The sequence below is a fragment of the Ruoffia sp. FAM 20857 genome (assembly GCF_045528645.1).
In the GTDB taxonomy this organism is placed as follows: Bacteria; Bacillota; Bacilli; order Lactobacillales; family Aerococcaceae; genus Ruoffia; species Ruoffia halotolerans.
The window spans coordinates 1-23,429 of record NZ_JBGQRB010000025.1; the positions used below are offsets into that span (position 1 = coordinate 1).

24 protein-coding genes and 1 tRNA gene are annotated in these 23,429 nt (G+C 36.7%); all 25 read right to left on the reverse strand.

Annotated elements, in window-relative coordinates:
• Positions 1 to 375 precede the first annotated feature (375 nt).
• The 25 genes from accA to ACEN4N_RS07120 all read right to left on the reverse strand — a co-directional run bounded on the left by accA (position 376) and on the right by ACEN4N_RS07120 (position 23,404).
• Positions 376 to 1,158, reverse strand: coding sequence for a carboxyltransferase subunit alpha (accA, locus tag ACEN4N_RS07000; RefSeq protein ID WP_407089186.1), 783 nt, complete (start codon positions 1,156 to 1,158; stop codon positions 376 to 378).
• Positions 1,159 to 1,160: 2 nt separating this feature from the next.
• Entirely contained in the window at positions 1,161 to 2,024 is an 864-nt protein-coding gene (gene accD, locus ACEN4N_RS07005; RefSeq protein ID WP_407089188.1) for an acetyl-CoA carboxylase, carboxyltransferase subunit beta, read from the reverse strand.
• 11 nt (positions 2,025 to 2,035) lie between these two features.
• Positions 2,036 to 3,415: an acetyl/propionyl/methylcrotonyl-CoA carboxylase subunit alpha gene (locus ACEN4N_RS07010; protein ID WP_407089189.1), complete on the reverse strand. Its 1,380-nt coding sequence runs from the start codon at positions 3,413 to 3,415 to the stop codon at positions 2,036 to 2,038.
• A gap of 1 nt (position 3,416) precedes the next feature.
• Entirely contained in the window at positions 3,417 to 3,851 is a 435-nt protein-coding gene (fabZ, locus tag ACEN4N_RS07015) for a 3-hydroxyacyl-ACP dehydratase FabZ (protein WP_138404059.1), read from the reverse strand.
• A 10-nt stretch (positions 3,852 to 3,861) separates the two neighbouring features.
• Positions 3,862 to 4,338 (reverse strand): acetyl-CoA carboxylase biotin carboxyl carrier protein, encoded by a 477-nt coding sequence (gene accB, locus ACEN4N_RS07020; RefSeq protein WP_407089190.1) that lies wholly within the window; start codon positions 4,336 to 4,338, stop codon positions 3,862 to 3,864.
• A 2-nt stretch (positions 4,339 to 4,340) separates the two neighbouring features.
• Positions 4,341 to 5,576, reverse strand: a complete 1,236-nt coding sequence (gene fabF / locus ACEN4N_RS07025) for a beta-ketoacyl-ACP synthase II (protein WP_407089191.1) — start codon at positions 5,574 to 5,576, stop codon at positions 4,341 to 4,343.
• Between the two features lie 10 nt (positions 5,577 to 5,586).
• Positions 5,587 to 6,309 (reverse strand): 3-oxoacyl-[acyl-carrier-protein] reductase, encoded by a 723-nt coding sequence (gene fabG / locus ACEN4N_RS07030; protein ID WP_407089192.1) that lies wholly within the window; start codon positions 6,307 to 6,309, stop codon positions 5,587 to 5,589.
• Positions 6,309 to 7,259, reverse strand: a complete 951-nt coding sequence (locus ACEN4N_RS07035; protein ID WP_407089193.1) for an ACP S-malonyltransferase — start codon at positions 7,257 to 7,259, stop codon at positions 6,309 to 6,311. The genes fabG and ACEN4N_RS07035 overlap by 1 nt, the downstream gene beginning before the upstream one ends.
• Before the next feature lie 16 nt (positions 7,260 to 7,275).
• Positions 7,276 to 8,235, reverse strand: a complete 960-nt coding sequence (locus ACEN4N_RS07040) for a nitronate monooxygenase (protein ID WP_407089194.1) — start codon at positions 8,233 to 8,235, stop codon at positions 7,276 to 7,278.
• Positions 8,236 to 8,264: 29 nt separating this feature from the next.
• Positions 8,265 to 8,486, reverse strand: coding sequence for an acyl carrier protein (locus ACEN4N_RS07045; protein ID WP_407089195.1), 222 nt, complete (start codon positions 8,484 to 8,486; stop codon positions 8,265 to 8,267).
• Positions 8,487 to 8,507: 21 nt separating this feature from the next.
• A complete protein-coding gene (locus tag ACEN4N_RS07050) occupies positions 8,508 to 9,452 on the reverse strand; it encodes a beta-ketoacyl-ACP synthase 3 (protein ID WP_407093950.1) in 945 nt (314 codons plus the stop codon).
• Positions 9,453 to 9,466: 14 nt separating this feature from the next.
• Positions 9,467 to 9,919: a MarR family winged helix-turn-helix transcriptional regulator gene (locus tag ACEN4N_RS07055; protein WP_407089197.1), complete on the reverse strand. Its 453-nt coding sequence runs from the start codon at positions 9,917 to 9,919 to the stop codon at positions 9,467 to 9,469.
• 319 nt (positions 9,920 to 10,238) lie between these two features.
• On the reverse strand, positions 10,239 to 11,564 hold the full coding sequence (gene gdhA, locus ACEN4N_RS07060; RefSeq protein ID WP_407089268.1) for an NADP-specific glutamate dehydrogenase: 1,326 nt from the start codon (positions 11,562 to 11,564) through the stop codon (positions 10,239 to 10,241).
• A 91-nt stretch (positions 11,565 to 11,655) separates the two neighbouring features.
• Positions 11,656 to 12,186, reverse strand: coding sequence for a GNAT family N-acetyltransferase (locus tag ACEN4N_RS07065; RefSeq protein WP_407089198.1), 531 nt, complete (start codon positions 12,184 to 12,186; stop codon positions 11,656 to 11,658).
• A 269-nt stretch (positions 12,187 to 12,455) separates the two neighbouring features.
• Positions 12,456 to 12,529, reverse strand: a tRNA-Arg gene (locus ACEN4N_RS07070).
• 86 nt (positions 12,530 to 12,615) lie between these two features.
• On the reverse strand, positions 12,616 to 13,182 hold the full coding sequence (gene def / locus ACEN4N_RS07075; RefSeq protein ID WP_407089199.1) for a peptide deformylase: 567 nt from the start codon (positions 13,180 to 13,182) through the stop codon (positions 12,616 to 12,618).
• Between the two features lies 1 nt (position 13,183).
• On the reverse strand, positions 13,184 to 14,428 hold the full coding sequence (gene hflX, locus ACEN4N_RS07080) for a GTPase HflX (RefSeq protein ID WP_407089200.1): 1,245 nt from the start codon (positions 14,426 to 14,428) through the stop codon (positions 13,184 to 13,186).
• A 17-nt stretch (positions 14,429 to 14,445) separates the two neighbouring features.
• Positions 14,446 to 15,393, reverse strand: coding sequence for a tRNA (adenosine(37)-N6)-dimethylallyltransferase MiaA (miaA, locus tag ACEN4N_RS07085; protein WP_407089201.1), 948 nt, complete (start codon positions 15,391 to 15,393; stop codon positions 14,446 to 14,448).
• Positions 15,394 to 15,411: 18 nt separating this feature from the next.
• Complete coding sequence (gene recN, locus ACEN4N_RS07090; RefSeq protein ID WP_407089202.1) at positions 15,412 to 17,145, reverse strand: DNA repair protein RecN; 1,734 nt, start codon at positions 17,143 to 17,145, stop codon at positions 15,412 to 15,414.
• 19 nt (positions 17,146 to 17,164) lie between these two features.
• Positions 17,165 to 17,977 carry a TlyA family RNA methyltransferase gene (locus ACEN4N_RS07095; protein WP_407089203.1) on the reverse strand — a complete coding sequence of 271 codons (813 nt, stop codon included), beginning with the start codon at positions 17,975 to 17,977 and terminating at the stop codon, positions 17,165 to 17,167.
• 8 nt (positions 17,978 to 17,985) lie between these two features.
• Positions 17,986 to 18,870, reverse strand: coding sequence for a polyprenyl synthetase family protein (locus ACEN4N_RS07100; RefSeq protein WP_407089204.1), 885 nt, complete (start codon positions 18,868 to 18,870; stop codon positions 17,986 to 17,988).
• Positions 18,863 to 19,099 (reverse strand): exodeoxyribonuclease VII small subunit, encoded by a 237-nt coding sequence (locus tag ACEN4N_RS07105; protein ID WP_138404076.1) that lies wholly within the window; start codon positions 19,097 to 19,099, stop codon positions 18,863 to 18,865. The genes ACEN4N_RS07100 and ACEN4N_RS07105 overlap by 8 nt, the downstream gene beginning before the upstream one ends.
• 3 nt (positions 19,100 to 19,102) lie before the next feature.
• A complete protein-coding gene (gene xseA, locus ACEN4N_RS07110) occupies positions 19,103 to 20,485 on the reverse strand; it encodes an exodeoxyribonuclease VII large subunit (protein WP_407089205.1) in 1,383 nt (460 codons plus the stop codon).
• Positions 20,482 to 21,372, reverse strand: a complete 891-nt coding sequence (locus ACEN4N_RS07115; protein WP_407089206.1) for a bifunctional 5,10-methylenetetrahydrofolate dehydrogenase/5,10-methenyltetrahydrofolate cyclohydrolase — start codon at positions 21,370 to 21,372, stop codon at positions 20,482 to 20,484. The genes xseA and ACEN4N_RS07115 overlap by 4 nt, the downstream gene beginning before the upstream one ends.
• Before the next feature lie 283 nt (positions 21,373 to 21,655).
• The gene (locus tag ACEN4N_RS07120) at positions 21,656 to 23,404 is read right to left on the reverse strand and encodes a DUF1002 domain-containing protein (RefSeq protein WP_407089207.1); all 1,749 of its coding nucleotides are present in this window, start codon (positions 23,402 to 23,404) and stop codon (positions 21,656 to 21,658) included.
• Between the last annotated feature and the right edge of the window lie 25 nt (positions 23,405 to 23,429).

Here is a 23,429-nt window from a genome sequence, read left to right on the forward strand (position 1 = left end):
GTGGTGAATTAACCATATCAGAAAGGGGGTCTTTTTTCATCACCTAATGGGTGATGAAGCAGATTACTTTAAAGACTATTAAATCAATGTTAGGAAAGACTATTAGTAAAACTATGAATTATTCAGGTTTATAGTTCTTTTTATAAATTGTTTCTATTTAATGTTTTGAGTCATCTATTGCATAAAATTTCATATAAATACTTGCTGCATCTACATTGTTAACTGTTTATTTTTAATATACTAAAGTAATTATTATTTTAGCAATTAATAAGATATTTTTATTCATTTCGCCTATATTTCACCTAATCGAATTATTTTGTCACAAAAAAATAAGTGTCAGTGAACTATTTCACTAACACTTATTTATTTTATCGCTTAAAAAGATCTAAATCGTTTATTTCGATTGGCTAATCGTGTTTCTACATCCAGCTGATTTAATTCCTTAAACTTCGCTTTAATATCATTTATAGTCCGTTTTAAGATGACATCTCGGTTTAAAGGAACTCCATGATTTATCTCTGAAATGATTTTTTCTACGACTTTTAATTCGTGTAAATCTTCTGCCGTAAGTTTCATGACATCCGCTGCTTTTGAAGCCAGTTTCGCATCCTTCCATAATATAGATGCAAAGCCTTCTGGAGATAGAATAGAGTAAACGCTATTCTCAAGCATCCACACTTCATCTGTTAATGCCAAAGCTAGCGCTCCCCCGCTTCCACCTTCTCCGAGAATTATCGATAAGGTAGGAACTTCAACTTTCGCAAAAGTTAATAGTGATTGAGCGATTGCTTCCCCTATACCTGTCTCTTCTGATTCTGGTGAGGCATGTGCTCCAGCTGTATTAATTAAGGTTAATATTGGACGATTAAATTTATTCGCTTGTTCGACAAGACGAATTGCTTTTCGGTAACCGCCTGGGCCGACTGACCCAAAGTTTCGTTCTATGTTCTCACGGGTTGTACGGCCTTTTTGAATACCGATAATCGTTATAGGTTGCCCGTCATACATGCCGATACCTCCAATAATGGATTTATCATCTTCCATATGACGGTCTCCATGTAATTCAATAAACCAATCAGTTAAATTCTCAATGATATCAATGGTTGAGATTCTTTTTAAATCTCTCGCTTTTAAGACTTTTTCATAGGCTTTGCTCATAATTACACACCACCTTCATATGAATGAGCTTGGATTAATTGGTTGATGATTTGTTTCTGGTTTAATCTTGGTACAATTGAATCGATAAAACCATTATCAAATACCCATTCAGCTTGTTGAAAGTCTTTCGTTAATTTACTTTTAATTGTTTGTTCAATCACACGTTTCCCTGCAAAACCTACGACTGCCCGAGGTTCTGCTAGTGTTACGTCCCCTTGCATCGCAAAACTCGCTGTGACACCACCGGTGGTCGGATTTGTCAACACACTACAATAAAATAAACCTGCGTCTTGATGTTTCGCAACCACTTGCGAGATTTTCGCCATTTGCATTAAGGATAAGATCCCTTCTTGCATCCTAGCTCCACCAGAAGCAATGTAGAGAATAACAGGTAGTTTATGCTCCGTCGCATGCTCGAACAGCCGTGTAATTTTCTCACCGACAATTGTCCCCATACTTGCCATGACGAATCGTTTATCCATCACACCAATTGCTATTGCTCTACCATCAAGTTCTGCTTCACCTGCGACGACTGCTTCTTTCAATTGTGTATTATCTTGCGCTTTTTCTAACTTGGCACTATAGCCTGGAAAATTTAGTGGGTTCTTCGCGTTTAGATCGCTATCCCATTCCTTAAATGACCCTTCATCTACTAACCATTGAATACGTTCATAAGCTGGAAAATGTAGATGTTCACTGCAATGTGGGCAACAGTAATCTTCTGTAATTTGATTTTGTAATATAATTCGATCACAATGTGGACATTTTTCTGCAATATTATCTGGAATAGATGATCTTTGTGTGGCTACTTCAGCGGGACTAATTGGATTAATTCTTATTGTTTTTTTTCGCCTAAATAAAGCCAAAACATCACCTCTTATTCTTCAGTATTTTCTTCTTTTTCTAACCATTTTGGCATATAGTGGGTTTCTAACCACTTCGTATGCACTCTGTCCCAATTAATATATTCATCACTTACAAGTGCTTCGAGTAAGTCGATATTTGTTTCAACACCTTCAACAGTCACTTCATATAAAGCGCGCTCCATTATCTTCAAAGCATCTTCTAAAGTATTTGAATGCGTAATTACTTTCGCCACCATTGAATCATAGAATGGTGGTAATGTGTAATGAGGATAAAGAGCAGATTCAATTCGTAAACCTAGACCGCCTGCAGGAAACATTAATTGATTAATGTGACCAGCGGAAGGTCTAAAATTATCTCTTGGATTCTCTGCATTCAAACGTACTTCAACCGCAAAGCCTTTTACTTGAATATCCTCTTGCTTATAAGTTAATGGCTCACCCATGGCTACACGGATTTGTTCTTTTACTATATCCACACCTGTAACCATTTCAGTTACGGGATGCTCAACTTGTAAACGTGTATTCATCTCCATGAAGAAGAAGTTATTGTCTTTATCAACTAAAAACTCAATGGTTCCCGCGTTCTGATAGCCTATGGCTTCCGCTGCTTTTACAGCTGTTTCACATATGTTTTTTCTGACCTCTAGGGGCAGACTGACCGCTGGAGAGATTTCTAGAACCTTTTGATTGTTACGTTGGAATGAGCAATCTCTTTCTCCTAGATGAATAACGTTACCGTATTTATCTCCTAACAATTGAACTTCAATATGTTTTGCAGGAGCAATAATACGTTCAATATATAGGTCTTTATTTCCATAAATTGCTTCCGTCTCATTCTGTGCTTGACTAAACAATGCATCTAATTGTGAAGCGTCTTCTACACGGCGCATCCCTTTACCACCACCACCATCTGCGGCTTTAATCATCAAAGGGTATCCAATATCAAGTGCAATATCACGGGCTTCTTCAATTGAATAAATTAACCCAGCACTACCAGGAGTAATTGGAATACCAGACTTACGCATTGTATCTCTGGCATGTTGTTTATGTCCCATAACATCAATAATATGACTATTCGGTCCAATGAATTCAATACCTACATCTTCACATAAAGTCACAAAATCACTTCGTTCTGATAGAAAACCGTAACCAGGGTGGATTGCATCCACTCCTGTTGCTAAAGCAGCACTGATGACAGCGACTGGATTTGCATATGAATCCAAAGATTTTGCTGGACCAATACAAATGGCTTCGTCCGCTAATTCAGTATGTAAGGCATTCCGATCTGCTTCACTGAAGATAGCCACTGAAGTAATATCCATCTCGCGGAGCGCACGTATAATTCTAACCGCGATTTCTCCGCGGTTTGCCACGAGAACTTTTTTAAACATCTTATTTCGCCCCTATAATGAATGTCATTTCACATTCACATACAACTTTATCTCCAACGTATGCTTTACCAATTCCGATACCTGCATTACTTTTTAGTTTTTTAATATTAACTTCAAGACGTAATACATCTCCAGGAACAACTTTTTTACGGAATTTAACTTTATTTAAACCACCTAAGTAAGCTGTCTTTCCGTCAAATCCTTCTAATGATAATAATGGAATTGAGCCTGCTTGTGCTAATGATTCTACAATTAGAACACCTGGGAATACAGGTTCTCCAGGGAAGTGTCCTTGGAATACTTCTTCGTTAATTGTCACGTTTTTACGTGCGACAACTTTTTCACCCGGAATTAATTCATCCACTGCATCGATAAAGAAAATTGGGTAACGATTTGGAATAATTTCCATTACTTGAGTTGCTGTTAATAGTGTCATTGTTTTCCTCCTAGTTAATTCTCATAATTGGTTGACCAAATTCAACAACAGTTTCATTCTCAACAAGAATTTCTACAACTGTTCCTGAATGGTTCGCTTGAATTTCATTCATTAATTTCATTGCTTCAATAATTACGACTGTATCTCCCTCTGACACAGTGTCACCAACCTTAACGAATGCTTCGCTATCTGGGTTAGGTTGTAAATATACTACCCCAACCATTGGTGATGTAATGAATTCACCTTCCTCAACGTCGATGTCGTTTGTTACTGGTTTCGCTTCATCGATCTGGGTTGGAGCTGTTTCTTGCTCTACTGTCGTTGTTTGTGCTAGTTTACTTTCTTCTTGGTGTCCGTAGAAAGCCGGTGCTTCATTAGGCATTTCTTTTGAAAGAACGAGTTTTACATCGTCTGTTTCATAATTTAAGAAAGCGAGTGATGATTGATCTAATTTATCGATTAATGATAATAATTGTTCTTGATTCAAAATTACGCACCATCCCAACGTTTAAAGCAAAGGACGGCATTATGACCACCAAAACCCAGAGAATTTGATAAAGCATATTGAATATCTTGTTTCCGTCCTTCACCAGGTACATAATCAAGATTGCATTCTTCGTCCGGTGTCTCTAGACCTAAAGTTGGTGGGATAAAGCCTTCTTGCAATGATTTAATCACCATAATTGATTCCACACCACCGGCTGCTCCTAATAAGTGTCCAAAGTGTCCTTTAGAACTTGAAATTGGTACTTTATGTGCGTGATCTCCTAAAGCATATTTAATCGCTGTCGTTTCACCTGAATCATTTGTTGGTGTACTTGTGCCGTGAGCATTGATATAATCAACATCTTCGGCTTCAATTCCTGCCATTTTGATTGCAGTTTTCATCGCTTCTCCAGCACCACTTCCGTTAGGTAATGGAGCAGTCATGTGATAAGCGTCTGAGTTTGAACCATAACCAACAATTTCACCATAAATTGTTGCATTACGTGCTTGAGCTGATTCTAATGATTCTAAGAATACAATCCCTGCTCCCTCTCCCATAACAAAACCGTCACGGTCTTTATCAAAGGGACGAGATGCTTTTGCTGGATCTTCATTTGTAGATAAAGCAGTTAAAGCCGCGAAACCTGAGATTCCGATTTCGTTAATCGTTGACTCAGCCCCACCCGCGATACAGGCGTCTAATAAACCGTTTTGAATCTTAATAAACGCTTCACCAATCGCATTTGTGGCACTTGCACAAGCTGTTACAATATCTAAACTGATTCCACGTGCACCAAACTGCATTGAAATATTCCCAGCGGCCATGTTCCCAATTGTTAATGGAACAAATAATGGTGGAACTCTTTTAGGGCCTTTATCTTTCATCTTTAAAATACCGTTTTGAATAGCATGTAGTCCACCAATTCCTGAACTCACCATTACCCCAACATTAAATGGATTACTTGAAATATCATAACCACTCATCTCAACAGCTTCTTTACTTGCTGCGACACCAAATTGTGAGAATTTGTCCATTCTCTGGCTATCTTTTCTTCCTAATTCTTCTCTTGCATCAAAACCTTTGACTTCGCCAGCAACAGTCACGCCTGTTTCAGAAGCATCAAAACCTTCTATTGGTGCAATACCTGATTTATTTGTTAATACACTATCCCAGAATGCATCGACACTATTACCAATAGGTGATACAGTTCCTAGACCTGTTATTACGACTCTTCTCATAGAATCCTCCTTAAATATGTAATCCACCGTTAACTTCGATGACTTGACCGGTAATATATCGGTTAGTAATCAAGAAATCAACGACAGAACTAATCTCTTCAACTTGACCAAAGCGTTTTAATGGAATGTGACTTAACATAGTTTTCTTAACTTTATCACTCAAAGCGTCAGTCATATCTGTTTCAATATAACCTGGCGCTATCGCATTGACAGTGATTGATCGACTTCCTAGCTCTTTCGCTAAAGACTTAGTTAAACCGATTACGCCTGCTTTACTGGCAGCATAATTTGCTTGCCCTGGATTTCCTGTTACACCTACAACACTAGACATATTAATAATTGTCCCAGATTTTTGTTTTAACATAATCGGTGATACAAATCTTGTTAAGTTAAATGTTCCTTTTAAGTTTGTATTGATCACGTTATCAAAATCTTCTTCTGTCATACGAAGGAATAATCCATCGCTTGTAATACCCGCATTATTAATTAAAACGTCGATTCTGCCATAGGTTTCGCGTACTTCTTCAACAAGTTGTTTCGCTCCATCAAAGTTACTTATATCTCCGATGGCTTGACCTACTTCCAATTCATAGTCAGCAAATTCTTGAAGTACTTCCTCAGCAATTGGTTTACGACTATTTAAAATTACTTGATGCCCAGCTTCTGCTAAATGTTTAGCGATGCCAAGACCAATTCCTCTTGAGCTACCGCTGATTAAACATGTTAATATCATTATTTCCCTCCACTACTTAACCATTGTATTAATTCTTCAACATCTTCAACTTTATCCACTACAAAAACTTCTGGAGCCAATTCATCCTTCGCCATTAATTTAGCTAAGGTATTTCCTGGTCCAATTTGGATAACATGTGTAATTCCCTCTTCTTTTAAGCGATGAACCGTTGGGAACCATTTCACTGGTTTAACCAAATGGTCGCTTAATAAAGTACGAATCTGATCTGTTGAATGATTCTCAACAGTTACATTACTAATTACTGGAACTGTTCCTACTTGAAAGTTTGTGTCGGCAAGTACTTTTTCGAAGTCTGCTTGCATCCCTTTCATAATCGGAGTATGGAAAGGTCCTTCTACTTTTAAAGGTATGACCTTACGATAACCTAAACTTTTTGCTTCTTTTCTAAAAGCAGTGACTGCTTCTTTTATGCCTGCGACGACAATTTGAGTCGGCGAGTTGTAATTAGCAATATATATAGGCGTCTCTTCAGTATGAATACTTTCAACAAGTGTCTTAATTTCATCGATGGGCATATTAATTACTGCTGCCATAAGGTAACTTGCATCCTTTTCGATGTGTTCACAGTACGCGGACATAATATCTCCACGCTTTTTGATTAAATTTAATCCTTCGTCAAGTTCTAATATGTTACTGGCAATTAAAGAACTATACTCACCTAAACTTAACCCAGCCATATATTGTATGGCTGGGAGTTTAGTTTTAATCGATTCATAAATAGCTAAGCTTGTTGTAACGATTGCAGGTTGAGCATTTTTTGTTAAAGCCAATTGATTGATATCAGAATTGATCCACGTTTGAATCGGTAATTGAGTGATGTCTTCTGCTTGAGTGAAGATTTCTTTTGCTTCTTGAAATGCTTCGACAAAACCCATTCCCATACCTTCATAATGTGCACCTTGACCATTAAATATAATAGCCAATTTCATAAAATCACCCTTTCAATTAAGCTTCAAAATAATTTGCTTTTTCCTTATATGTTTCTTTCGCTACTTGAATATAATCTTCGATAATTTCTTTAACAGTTTGTCTTTCTTTAATTAAACCGGCAATCTGGCCAGCCATCATTGATCCACCTACTGTATCGCCTTCCACAACGGCCTTTCTTAAAGCGCCTTGAGCCATTTGCTCCAACCGTGAAAAGTCTTGACCTGGAAGACTTGTGATTTCTTTCTCGACTTGTAAATATTCTTTTGTTAGTCGGTTTCTCAGAACTCGGACTGGATGTCCTGTAATCTGACCTGTTACAACAGTATCAATGTCACTTGCTTTAAGGATCGCGTCCTTAAAGTTATCATGAGCATTTGATTCATCTGCAACAACGAAACGTGTACCCACTTGGATACCGTCAGCACTTAGCATTAAAGCTGCTGCTAAAGCACGACCATCTCCGAATCCTCCTGCAGCAATGACAGGAATCGTTACAACTTCTGTGACTTGAGCTAAAAGGGCTAAACTCGTTAATTTACCGATATGTCCCCCAGCTTCCATCCCTTCAACAACAACAGCGGCAGCTCCAATTTTCTCCATACGTCGCGCAAGAGCGACTGAAGCTACAACTGGAATCACTTTAATACCTGCATCGTGAAATCTTTGCATGTATTTCGCAGGGTTTCCTGCACCTGTTGTGATGATTTTTATTCCAGATTCGATTAAGTAATCAACAACCTCTTGGGTATTTGCGTTTAAAAGCATGACATTCACTGCAAATGGTTTGTCAGTTTTTGACTTCATTAATTCAACTTTTTCTCGAACTAATTCAACAGGGTCATGTCCTGTTCCTATAACGCCTAATCCACCAGCATTGGATACTGCGCTCGCTAAATCTGCATCAGCAACCCATGCCATTGCACCTTGAACAATAGGATATTCAATGTTTAGTAATTCTGTAATGGCTGTCTTCATATATACCTTCCTTTATCTAACGAGAAAAATTATTTGTCTAATCCTTCAACGTAACTAACTAAATCTCCAACTGTTTTTAAGTCTTGGTCAGTATCAATTGTAATATCGAATTCGTCTTCGATTTCATTGATTACTTGGAAGATATCTAAGCTATCCGCTTCTAAGTCGTTTTCAAAGCTAGTTTTTAAGGTTACTTCATTCTCTTCTACACCTAATTGATCCACGATAATTTCTTTAATTTTTTCAAACATAATATTTTCCTCCAATAATTTTTATAATTTTGTGTGTACTTCGCCCCATGTTAAGCCTGCACCAAAACCAATCATAACAACACTTTGAGTGCCATCTAGTCTGATTTGTTTTGCTTCAACCATTTCATTTAATAAAATTGGAATACTTCCAGCAGATACATTCCCAACACGGTCTATGTTCGATGGTATTTTTGATAAATCCATCTTTAGTTTTTTGGACATCATCTTTATAAAGCGGAAATTCGCTTGATGACTAACGATATAATCTAAAGTTTCTTGTTTGTTTACAAATTGATCTAATGACGGAAGAACCGTTCTTTGAACGAAATTGAACACTTCGCGTCCATTCATCGTCAAAGTAATATCTCCTTCTTCATTAGGAGCTACTGCGATGGATAGATTTTCATCGCCACGAGAATTCAAACAACTATCATATTCAGGTAAACCTTCGCCGTCATTGGCAATTAACAATGCCCCAGCGCCATCACCAAATAAGATAGACGTAGCCCGATTATTGAAATCTAAAATCTGACTCATCTTCTCAGCACCAATCACTAATGTGTAGCCAGATGAAAATGATTTTGACATTTTCTCAGCAATATCCAATGCATAGACAAATCCACTACATGCGGCATTAATATCAAAACTAATGGCATTGTGACAATTCAGATTTAACTGCACTTTATTGGCTGTCGATGGTGTATATTCTCTTTGAGACATTGTTGCAACTATAATCAACTTAATGTCATGTCGAATATCTTCATCCAGTTTACTAAGTAAATCGTCTACGGCATTTGTCGCAATACTCGCCACTGTCTCTTCATCATTTGCAAAAAAACGTTGTTTTATACCAGTTCGTTGCTCAATCCATTCTGTGGATGAGTCTAACTGATTTACTTCGATTAATTCTGTGTTTGATACAACTTTCTCCGGTAAATACGCTCCTGTAGCAATAATACGACTCATATCATCTTCCTTTTCTACAATTTCTCTTTAATGTCATTTAAGAAATTATGTAGATTACCTAATCCCTTAATTAACATTTCCGCTTCTTCTTTATCTAGACCTGCGATTGTATCTCTTACCATATCTAGATGGAATTTGCGGTGCAAGCGAAAGAGTAGTTTTCCTTTTTTAGACAACTTAAGTCTAACAACTCGACGATCTTCTTCTAAACGCACCCGTTCAACATAGCCTTTTGTCACAAGATTTTGTATGGACACAGACAAAGTACCTTTAGTGACAGATAATTTCTCTGCTACTTGTGATGAACTTAAATTTCCTTTAAGACCAATTGCTTCAATAGTATGCATCTCTTTAATAGTTAGATCTGAAAACTCACTTTGTCTAAGCGAATTTTCTTCAATTAATAGTACTTCATTAAATATTTGGACCAAATAATCGTTAATTTTTGTAACGGTCCCATTATCCACTCATTATCACCTCTCATCAACTTCGTTTGATATTCAAACTATTTGATAGTCAAATAATAAATGAAATTAGTTTGGTTGTCAAACTATAAAAGTTTAAAGTTTTTTTAAGCCGATAGAAACTATTAGGAATGGCGATTATTCAAATCATTATTGTTATATTGTGTAATCGTTTTAAGTATTATTATAGCTTTATTTTGTTGAAGATATGTGTTGGGTCGTATTTAAAGTGTGGAAATATGAAAAATGTCCCTGAGATTTTTGAAAATAAAATAAGCTATCAGATGAAAAATTCACCCAATAGCTTATTATTTCGTGTGTCTTATACGACACCATTCATAATCATTAATTTAGCAATACTTTCAAATGATGCAATATCTGCTCCGGCAGCATAATCATGATCTAAGTCATAAGCATTACTTGCATCTAATGCTTGTTTGAAGATATCTTTCATGATGACTTTAAGTTTCTCGTCAACTTCTTCCGTTGTCCATCTTAGTCGTTGTGAGTTTTGACTCATCTCAAGCGCAGATACCGCAACCCCACCAGCGTTAGCGGCTTTACCAGGCCCATAGTATAATTTGTTTTCTTTATATACTTTTACTGCATTTGTATGGCTTGGCATATTTGCCCCTTCAGCGACAAATTTAATTCCATTATCAACTAAACGTTGGGCTTGTTCTTCGTTAATTTCATTTTGAGTTGCACATGGTAAGGCAATATCTGCTTTAATATCATGATCCCAAAGTGAACCTTCAAAATACTCAGCATCTGAATGAGCATCAATATATTCTTTAATTCTTCCACGGTTATCAATTTTAATTTGTTTTACCGTATCTAAATCGATACCATTTTCAGCATAAATTGCCCCATCTGAATCACTAAAAGAAACAACTACACCACCAAGTTCCATGGCTTTCTTCGCAGCATAATAAGCAACATTCCCAGAACCAGAAATAATCACTCGTTTACCTTCTAGTGTTTCATTCACTTCAGTCAACATTTCTAATAAGAAGTAAATTAATCCGTAACCCGTTGCTTCAGCACGTCCTTGACTCCCTCCAGCTGGAATAGGTTTCCCAGTTAATACACCCGGAGTCTTAGCGTTTAAGCGTTTGTATTGTCCAAACATGTACCCAATTTCTCGTGCACCTACACCAATATCACCGGCAGGCACATCTTCGTCAGCACCAATGTATTTTTGTAATTCAGTCATAAAACTTTGAGTAAAGTTCATCACTTCATTGTCTGATTTCCCTTTAGGATCAAAATCAGCACCACCTTTACCTCCACCGATTGGTAGACCTGTTAAATAATTTTTGAAGATTTGCTCAAAAGCAAGAAACTTCATGATACTTTGGTTTACTGATGGATGGAAGCGAATACCACCTTTATAAGGTCCATTTAAGGAATTAAATTGCACACGGTAACCACGATTCACTTGAACTTTCCCTCGGTCATCTACCCAAGGAACACGGAAAGATATAATTCTTTCTGGCACAGTGATTCGTTCAAGTATTGCCAAATCTTCATATTCAGGATGTTTTTCAATCACTGGTTCAATTGCATCAAGAAAATCTTTCACAGCTTGTAAAAATTCTGTTTCATGCTCAAAAGTTTTTGATAATTTGTCATAAACACGCGTCATATAATTATTTGTCATTATGTGTCACTCCTCTTTTCGTATAAGTCATTATAACACAGCTTTGTCTTTTATGAAAATATTTTAATAAAGGTCTCTAATTTCTCATCTCATTTAAATAGAAATATATATCTGATTTTCCCTCTTGCTGAGTAAAATCATAATCGCGATTATTAAAGCCACCTATCTCAAAACCTTGATTTAAATAAAATTTACAAGCGCCTAAATTATTATCTTGTCCAATAGTGAATAAGCCTTTATAACCTAGACTTTGAGCTTCTATGAAGCCCTGTTTAATTAACTCTTGACCATGTCCAAATCGGCGATATTCTTTTGTTACTTTTAAATCAGCTAAGTACATATACTTATTCCATTGATGTTCAAAGACAGCTAAGCCGACACATTTTGAATCTTGAAAAGCTCCAATCGCAAATCCTTTTACAACAATCTCTTCATATATATAGTTCTCTTCAGGAAAAGTTTGTTCTTCATCTTGCTCGAACAATTCTTCTTTATAAGTCCATTGTTTCTTATTTAATGAAACAACTAACTTGCCATATAATTCAACCGGCTCATTCGGTAAATTCAATGCTGCTTCTTCGTCTTTAGTTATGAGTTTATATTCCATGCCGATCACCTACCTTTTTTGATAATTACTACTATACACCTTTCGGGAAAATGTTACTATTCTCAGATAGATGTTCTATCTAAAATTTTTTAAAAGCAAAAAAACCTCCTACTTTAGTAAGTAAGAGGTTTATTCAGTCAACAATATAATCCTATTTCAGCATGATACGACAAGCTTATAATAGCCGACTTTTAGGGGGGGTTTCATAAAACAACTTACCCCCAGTTAGAACGTCATGATACAATGCGCGTCATATCAATGTTTCTGTACGATCTAGGCAGGATTCGAACCTGCGACCGTTCGCTTAGAAGGCGAATGCTCTATCCAGCTGAGCTACTAGACCAAATCAATACTGACAACTCTTATAGTATAGCCCATGATTGACTGAATTGTCAATAACAATATTAAAAGAGTTGTCGATATTTTTCACTAAATCAATGTTGTATCTTCATCTGGTTCCCAAGGTGTTTTTTCGTCAATATGATCGTAGAATAAGATTCCTTTTATGTGATCAATTTCGTGCTGTACAACCACCGCTTCATAATCTCTTAAACGAATTTTCTTTTCGTTACCTTCTAAATCATTATATTTAACCGTTACACGTTTAGGTCTTGGAACGATTCCTGGTACTTCGCGAGGAACTGAGAGACAGCCTTCGCCCTCTTTCAACGCTACTTTTTGAACCGCATGGCTTATGATTTTTGGATTAACAAAGATTTCATCAATCAGAGGTTCAGTTTCATTTCCCTCTTCATCATAATCCATTAGATATACAGCAAATATTTGTTGGTCGATACCAATTTGTGGTGCTGCTACTCCTACGCCTGGACGCAAGTTATATTTTTCAGCCGTTTCTGAATCTTGGCTGTTTATTAAGAATTGTCTCATAGCCACAGCTGTCTCTTTCAATTCTTCATTGATTGGAAACTCTACTGGCTTAGCTTTTTCTCTTAAGATTGGTTCTTTTTCAGGAACAAAATCTTTCATTGTTATCATATTATTCCTCATTTCTTATATCAGTTAGACGTCGTCGATATCCCGATAGTATATAATACTGATATTCTTCATTAAATTCAATGTCTTTTATTAAAGTTTTTTGTCGGTATAGCGCTAATAATTCTGCTTCTTCAGGTTGAATTTCTACTTGGAATTCTTCTGCATTCGATATACAGATATCCCAAATCGCTTGTTTTAAAGTTTCAATACCTTTTTTGTCCAGTGCAGAGATAGTTACGTTTGGTTGCAATGTCGGTTCGAAACCTGAATCTGCTTTATCTATCTTGTTGTAGACAGTTAAGACTGGGATATGATACATATCTAACTCTTTTAACAACTCTACGACGGTATCTTCATGCATATTGCTTGCTGGATGAGAGGCATCTACGACGTGGATTAATAAATCCACAAAGCGAATCTCTTCCAATGTTGAATTAAATGCATGAATTAATTCTGTAGGTAGTTCATCAATAAAACCTACCGTATCTGTAATAGTGAAGGCATCATGACCGTTAATTTCTAACTTACGCGTTAAAGGGTCTAAGGTTGCGAATAATTGGTCTTGAACATACGTCTCACTTTCAGTTAATTCGCGTAACAAGGTTGATTTCCCTGCGTTTGTATAACCTGCTAGACCAATATTAAATTCTCGCCCTGACTGTCTTCTAATACGCGTTCTTTCACGGTGTTCTTCCAATTGTTTCAAGTCTTTCTCAATCGTATGAATGCGACCTCGAATGACACGACGATCTTGTTCTAGTTTAGTCTCACCGGGTCCTCTAGTTCCAATCCCACCGGCTAGTCGAGATAATGATGTCCCTTGTCCGATGACTCTTGGAAGTAAATATTGGTATTGAGCTAGTTCAACTTGAAGTTTCCCTGCTTGGCTTCGCGCTCTTTGAGCAAATATATCAAGAATCAATTGTACACGGTCAATGACTTTTACGTCAAGTTGTTCTTCTAAATACATATTTGTGTTTGGTGATAATCTATTTAAAAAGATAACTAAATCAATATCAGAGTTAATGACAAAATCACGAACATCCATTAGTTTTCCACTACCTACGACGGATTTCTGATCGATGCGTCTTAATTTTTGAGTGATTTCTCCAACCGGTAGACCATTAGCTGTCTCAGTTAGTGCCTTCATTTCTTTCATGATCGTTTCAAATTTTAAATCTGAAATGTTTTCTGTTTGTACTCCGACTATAAGTACCCTCTCGGGGTGATTTTCAGTCTCTATCATATTTTTTTATCAACCTTTCAATTATTCTCTATATGTTCTTTCACTATACGTGAAGCTTCGTTTATTGCGCGTTCTTCATTCGTCATATCGATCCATTGTGGGTGCTTCATACGGTTTCTAAACCACGTTAATTGTCGTTTGGCATAACGTCTGGAGTTTTGTTGAATTGTTTCAATGACTTCTTCTTTATCCATTTGATTATTGAAGTAAGGCCACCATTCTTTATAGCCGATACCTTTCACACTTTGCCAATCGGCACCTTCTGCCTGATCATATAACCATTTTGCCTCGTTTTCTAAGCCGGCTTTGACCATTTCATGCACTCTTAAATTTATTCTATCATATAATGCTTCTCGTTCGCGATTTAATACTAATAAGCATTCATTAAATACCGATTCTTTTGTGTCGTGTCCTGTTTGACTGGAAAAAGACCTTCCCGTTACTTGAATAACCTCAAGCGCGCGAATGGTTCTACGAACGTTTTGGTATGGGATTTTCCTGGCTGCTTCTGGATCGAGTTCGTTCAATCGGTTCCACATGGCTAAATCACCTAATTCTGACGCTTGTTCTTCTAACTCTTTTCGAACTACCTCATCTTGGCTATCGTCTCTCCCAAATTCTAAGTCGTATAACAAGCCTTCTAAATAGAGTCCTGTTCCACCGACAATTATTGGTAGTTTCCCTCTTTGATGAATTTCTTTGATTAATTTTGTAGCTTCATGTTTAAATTCACTTGCGTTATAAGGTTCTGAAACTTCAAGAATATCAAGCATATGATGGGGAACGCTGTCCATTTCAGAAGGCGTAATTTTTCCTGTTCCGATATCTAAGTGCTTATACACTTGCAGACTATCGCCATTGATAATCTCACCATTAAATTCTTTCGCTAAATTAATACTCAGTTGCGTCTTTCCTACACCTGTAGGTCCTGCTATGACGAGTATCGATATTGATTTTAAATCCATGTACATTATCCTTTATACTTACTTTTTCATTGGGTGATATTCTTTTAATAATTCTTTAGCCATACGAAGTGATGTTTGAGTCATATCTCTTCCTGAGAGCATGAGTGCTATGGCTTCAATGCGTTCATTCGGTGATAATTGCTTCACATTTGTGACTGTCTTTTGATCTTCGACTTGCTTAAAGATATACAATTGTTTATTCGAAATCGCTGCTACTTGTGGGAGATGTGTAATACAAAATACTTGATGGTATTGGGATACTTCGCGAATCTTTTCAGCGATGGCTTGTCCAACTCGGCCAGAGACTCCAGTATCTATCTCATCGAATACCATCACTTTGGGTGATGTTTCGCGACTAAATACGGTCTTCAATGCCAACATAAAACGCGATAACTCTCCCCCACTAGCGACTTGAACTAATGGTTTTTGATCTTCTCCCAGGTTAGTTGCGACATAAAACTCCACACTATTAAATCCAGCTGGTGTTAATCTCACATTTTCATCGATGTTAACCATGCTTAAAGCAGTATCAATACTAGGTTCACTAAATCGAACTGTAAAGCGGCTATTCTCCATATACAAGTCTTTTAATTCTGCTTCAATAGCTGAAATTAAATCTTGGGCAATGGATTGTCTTTTGTCATTAAGTTGTTTAGCTTTATCTAACGCACTTTGATAAGCTTCACTCAATTGAGCTTCAAGTTCAGCAAGATAACTTTCCCGATGAATAATTTGATAAACTTCTTCAGATATTTGGTTGAAATAATCTAATATCTCACTTAATTCCATCCCATACTTTCGCTTTAAGCGACTTAATTCGCCTAATCGGTCTTCAACTTGATCAATGGTTTGATTTTCTTCATCGAAGTCATTATCAAGTGCGGCCAATTGATGACTGTATTCTTCTAAATCATATTTAGATGACGAGAGTCTGTCATGGATGTTTGAGAGTTGGGGTTGATAATCTTTAATCTCTTCTAATAGTAACAAGATTTGATCTAATTGCGTGATGACACTTTGATCTGATTCGCTAAGTAAACTATTAATAGTGCTCATATTTTGATTAATTTGTTGAGCGTGTTGCAATTGTTTACTCATCTCTTCGAGTTCCTCATCTTCACCAATAACTATTTGCGCTTCTTCGATCTCATTAATTTGAAATTCAAGGAAGTTTACTCGTTGGCGGTCATTCGTATCAGATTGCTGAGCATCTAGCCACTCTTTACGAAGTTGGCTATAAGTCATATAAGCTTTCTGATAGTTCTCCAACTCTTTTTTAATTCTTTTATTGCCATAATTATCCAATAAAGATAAATGCTTTGTACGGTCTAACAATTCTTGATGTTCATTTTGTCCATGAATATCTACGAGATAGTTCCCTATTTCTTTGAGTAAGGTGACGTTAGCTAATTGACCATTAATTCGAATGGTATTTTTCCCTGATTTATTAATTTCTCGTCGAATAATCAAACCATCCATGGCTATATTAACCTCTAATCCAAATTCGACTAGGACATCTTCTAAGTCTTCAGGTATTTGCTCAAAAGTAAATAAGCCTTCAATTAATAATTTATCGTCTCCGTGTCGAATATAACCACTTGACCCACGACCACCACAAAGAATACCTAGGGCATCAATAATAATTGATTTCCCGGCTCCTGTCTCACCTGAAAGAACCGTCATCCCTTCGGTAAAATCAATATTCACTGCTTCAATAATCGCAAAATTCTCAATTGTTAAACTTTGTAGCATAACTTCACCCCATTGGTTTTTATAAATTATCGTGTGCTGTTTGCACTATCTCTTCAATATTTATGTTTGCTTTACTATCATTGTTCAATTCTTTTGAGTTTTTAATATGGGCGAGAAATTCAATGTTTCCTTCGCCACCAGTAATTGGTGAATAAGTTAAATTCTCGATGGTATAGCCGATACGGCACATCATATCGATGACTTCATGTAAGACATCTTTATGAACAGTCATATCCTTAATAATCCCTTTTTTACCGACACGCTCTGGTCCTGCTTCAAATTGTGGTTTAATAAGCACTAATACCGATCCGTCTTGTTCTAAGATTGGAATAAGTGGTGGTAAAATTAATCCGAGTGAAATAAACGAGACATCAATACTCGCGATTGTTGGCGTTCCTTCCGTGAAATCCTCAGGCACTGAATGACGGAAGTTTTGACGCTCCATCACTACCACTCGTTCATCTTGACGTAATTTATAAGCTAATTGATTATAGCCTACATCCAAGGCATAACTTAACTTTGCACCGTTTTGTAAGGCTGCATCCGTAAAACCACCGGTAGAAGAACCTATATCAAGTAAGATATGATCAGTCATATCGATACCAAAATGTTTAATCGCTTTTTCTAATTTTAAGCCTCCGCGACTCACATATGGGATGGTCTTTCCTTTAATATGCAACTCTTTTGTAATATCAATCTTCTCACCTGGTTTATCATAGCGCTGGTTATTCGCATCATAAATTTGCCCTGCCATAATCAAGCGTTTCGCTTGCTCACGTGTGTCTGTTAGTCCAGATTGAACCACTAATTTATCTAATCGTTCTTTTTTCATATGACTCCTTAGTCTATATCTGTAAATGAGAGAAATTTATTTAAAATACTGTAATCCGTTCCACTCAACTTAGTAATTTTTTCAATAATTTTTTCAGCTTTTTCGCGTTCTTGACCTAAAACTTCTTTTGATTCTTCTAAACCAAGTAAGTTTGGATAGGTTGATTTCTTGTTAAATTCATCACTTGAATGTCCTTTTCCAGATAACGTACTGTCATCAATCACGTCAAGTAAATCATTGTGAATTTGGTATAAAACGCCAAAAGTTTCACCAAAGTTTACTAATAACTCTTCAACTTCAGGACTGAATTCTCCAATAATGGCTGCGGCTTGTGTCGCAAAGGTAAATAATTTCCCCGTTTTAAATTCATGAATTTGATTTAATTCTTCTAACGTAATTTCTTTATTCTCCGCTTGCATGTCCCCTAGTTGACCTGCGACCATCCCGTGTGAACCTGCGGAAGAACTCAGTAAAGAAATAATTTTTACTTTTTGCTTGCTCTTTAATTTTGAATCGTCGCTAATTAAACTGAATGCATCCGTTAATAATGCATCCCCTGCTAGGATAGCTGTCGCTTCATCAAATTTAATATGAGCGGTTGGTTGACCCCGTCTCAAGTCATCATTGTCCATCGCTGGTAAATCATCATGAATTAAAGAATACGTATGAATAAATTCTAAAGCAACCGCTGTAGTTGCTCCTTTTTTCATATGTTTCTCTGATTCTGCGTTTAAGATAGCCAGTAATAGTAACGGACGTAGTCGTTTGCCGCCACCTTTTAATGAATAAATCATTGGTTTTAACATTTCAATCGGAGTTTGAAGAAGGCGAATATGTTTGTCTAATTCAGTTTCAAATACATTTCTTAAATCGTTTAAATCTTGCTTAATCATTCATAACCTCTCTATCTAATTCAACATCGCCTTTGTCTGTCATCATCTTAGCGACTGTGCTTTCTGCATCAGTTAAAGATTTTTGGCAATATTGGCTTAATTCTACACCGCGTTGGAAAGATTCTAACGCTTTTTCTAAAGGTAAATCGCCTTTTTCAAGTTGAGATACAATTTGTTCTAATTCTTGTAATGCTTCTTCGAAATTTTCTGGTTGTTTTGTTTTTGCCATTGTTTACTCCTTCTCTGTATCAGAAAGCTGTTGAAATATATTGTCTGTGGATGTTTTTGTTACTTGCGCTTCGATTTGTCCATCACTTAAATTCACCTTAATCATATCATCTTTTTCAACTTCAGTGATATGTTTTACAATGTTATCTTTTGATGTCACGACAGCATAACCCCTTTGAACGCTCTTTAATGGGCTATATGCATCAAGCAATTGCATGAGATTGCCAAAGACAACTTTCTTATTGTATTGAAATTGTTCCATATTACGATTTAATTGTTTCGTAAAAGCCGTTAAATCTTTTTGATATTGATTAATAAGCCCTTGCGGTTGTTGTAAGGACAGTCGTTGTTTCAACACATTTACTTGATTTTTTTGCTCTGTAAAGTAAATATCTTTGTTATTATTCAATCTTTCGACCGCTAAGTCTAGCTGTTGCATGTATGGTTGATATAATCTCTCAGGTTGAGTCATAACATAAGATTGGGCAAAGCGCTCATAATACTTTCGCAAATATTGAATGCGTTGATTCATTGAATAAAATACGCGCTCATCTATCTGAGTTAAGTAAGTTAATACTTCTTGTAAGACTGGTACAGCAATTTCAGCCGCAGCAGTTGGGGTTGCAACTCGAATGTCAGCCACAAGATCAGACAAGGTTGTATCTGTTTCGTGACCAATTGAAGATATTACTGGAATCGGGCAATTTAGAATAGCCATCGCGACTTGCTCGTCATTAAAGCACCAAAGGTCCTCAATAGAACCTCCACCACGTGCAACAATGACTGTGTCAAATTCGTCTTGTCTATCTTTCACTTTATTGAAGGCTGTCACGATTTCTCCAGCGGCTTCTTTCCCTTGTACTCTGGTTGGAATGACAGTGATTTCAACGATGGGATAGCGACGATTGATGGTCGTAATAATGTCTCTAATTACTGCTCCACTTGGACTCGTTATAACTGCAATTTTCTTAGGAAAGCGTGGAATTGGTAATTTAGATCGATCAAATAGACCGGCTTTGTTGAATTTTTCTTTTAATTGTTCAAGTTGTTGATATAAAGCACCAATACCATCTGGTTGAATACTATCAATCACGATTTGATATGCGCCAGAGGGTTCATATAAAGTAATCTTTCCGGTAACGAATACTTTCATTCCTTCTTCAATATTAAACTTGACGCGTTGAAAAGCCGAACGATACATCACTGCACTAATTCTTGCTCCTTCATCTTTCAAGCTAAAATATTGATGAGAATTGGGTCTCAAGCGAAAATTTGAAACCTCTCCTACAACAAACACTCGTTGTAAATGTGGATCGACATCAAATTTTCTTTTAATATATTTGGTTAACGCCTGTACTGTTAAGTACTCTTGGTTTTTTTCACTCATAAACTAACTCCGTCTATATAGTCCTCGCTATTTAATCCATGTTGAATGCAGGCACATAGAATCGTTTGTTCCATTAACATCGCTACCGTCATTGGACCAACGCCACCAGGTACTGGAGTAATGGCACTCACTTTATCAAATACCCCTTCATATTCAACATCCCCGACGAGTTTCCCATCATCTAAACGATTAATCCCAACGTCAATGACAATCGCGCCCTCTTTTAAATCCTCTTCTTTCACCAGATGCGGTGAACCGGCAGCGACCATGACAACATCGGCATGAATTAAATGTTGATGCAATTCTCGCGTTAAGAGATGTGTAATTGTGACAGTACTGCCTTTATTAGCTAATAAAATCGACAATGGTTTTCCAACAATTTGGCTGTAACCTACAACAGTAACGTCTTTCCCTTTAATATCGATATTGTAACGGTCAAGTAAACGTAAAATTCCTCTTGGTGTACAAGGATATAAATCGCCAGTGCCTTCGACAATTTTCCCCATATTATAAGGATGAAAGCCATCAACGTCTTTATCTGGTCGAATAACTTCTGTGACTGCCACTTGACTTAAATGTTTTGGTAGTGGGAATTGAACAATCATCCCAGTGACTGTTGGGTCATCATTTAACCCTTCAATCGTTTCATGTAATTCAGCTTGAGTAATCGAATCTTCTAAAGTGAGCCACTCAAAATCAAAGCCAATATATTGAGCCGTTTTTTCTTTTTGCCCAACATAAATTTTACTTGCTGGATCTTCACCAACAGTAATTACGACTAATTTCGGGATGATATGCTTTCCCTTCAGCTTTTCTACCGCATGTTTATATTCTTCACGTAGTTGTAACGATAATTGCTTTCCATCTAAGACTAGAGTTTTAGACATTGTATCGCCTTCTTTCTGCAATTTAAATTCTAGATTAACCGATATCTATAAAACCCATCGGTCACTTTAATTCGTAGACTCAGTATAACTGAATTCGTAAAATCTAACAATCTTAGTCGACATTTAAAGTAAGTAACTGCCCATATCGTTCGAATTGTTTAGGACATACGTTTTAATCACAAAAATGAACTTTAAATATTATATTCAGCAAATTAGCTGAGTTAATAATATTTAAAGTTCGATGCTTATTTATTGAATTGTGATTGAGAATCTAACTGGTTGATTATTCAACAGTATCAGTTAATTCCTCTACAGATTGTTCTTCCGTTTCAGTTGCTTCACTTTCTGATAAGTCTTCACCTGGCTCTTCTTCAACTGGAACTTCCTCAGAAGGAACGTCTTCTGGAAGTGACTCTTCAGATGAAACTTCATCTTCACTTGTCTCTTCTTCTGAACTTGTTTCTTCTACTTCTGATTCTTCTGGAACATAACCAGGAAGAGTGTAGTCTGTTGGAATTTCAACTTGTGATTGGTATAAGTTCTCTACAGAAACTCCGTAGATAGCGTTAAAGTCGTAAGCAGCTTGTAATGGAACCATCTCATTCGTTACAACATCTAATTCACTCATCTCGTCGGTCGCAACGTCAAATGAATATATTGTGAAATCAGCTTGGTTGCCCGCTGGATTATCCCACATGTTTTCTAATGAAATAACAGTTCCTTCTTGAGTTGGATTCACATAGTTATACACTTGCGGTGCGCGACCAGTAGCAATCGCTAAGCGTGAAATAATTTCTGCTTGAACTGGATCTGATGCTTTTAAGCCTTCAAAAGCGTTTAATTTGTTTGTCCAGTTTTCTTTAATGCTTGTAAAACCAGGTTGATACTCACCAGATGCAATAAATTCATCTTGGTTCGCAGCGTATTGATACATTACTGTTCTTAAGTGGTTTAAAGCAGATTTTTCTTCAGATGTTAAATCTGGAGACATTGCTTCAAAGATAAATGTATCGCTATAAACACGGTCAACAACTTCACCAGCTTCAATCACTCGATATAGTTCATCCGAGAATGCTTGTAAGATTGGGTGATAAGTTTCAGTGTCCGAGAAGTCCACACGTTCAGCAGCTAATAATTCCTCAGCTGGAACTGAACCTTCTAAGCCAGCTAACACATCTGTCCAATCTTCTTGGATACTTTGTTCAAGTTGGCCAATTGTATCTTCAGATTGTGCCGCTTCAGTTTTAGCAAACTCTTGTGCGAATTGTTCTAAAGCAAGTTGTAATTCTTCATCAGATACGCCGTAATTGTTTGTAATGTTGTTGACGATATTATTGATATTTGTGTTAGTTTCTTCACTGTTATCAACATTGACGTCTGAGTTTTCAGCATTAATATTAGTATTTACAATTTCTTGTTTGATTTCTGAAATCATTTGGTTGACTTGTGAATCAGAAATCGTTGCTCCTTCGCTATCAATAATTTCATTTACTAACGAAATTTCATTTTGAGCTACTTGAACATCTTCAGGATTTAATGCAACACCTTGTTGCTCTAGTAACGCATAAACACCCGCTAAAGCTCCTTCACCTGTTACAGGAGATACTGTTGCGATACGGATTTGAGCGTTACGTGCACCGGCAGTAATTGCAGCATTTTGGTAAGTTGTTGCTGATACGCCAGTAATGTTTTGCGGTGTGACGATTTGAACTTGAACACCGTAGCCTTCGTTCATACCTTGGATGTATGCACTTGAGTATACTACTGTTCCTGGACCTGAACCGTCTTGTAAGTATTGGTTAATCATCGTTCCATCAACATAGATAATGTTGCTTGAATCAACAGCGTTTGCACCTAACAATTGTAATGTTTTTTGTGCTTGGTTTTGATCTAATGATCCACCTAAGGCAACTAATTGTAATTCTTGTGCTTGAACGTGTTGAATACCATCTGTATTAAAGTTTAATACTGGTTGAGCTAATGGTGCACCGACTAAGGCAATCATTGCTGATAATAGTAATCTCTTTTTCATTTATATACCCCATTTATAATTTTTA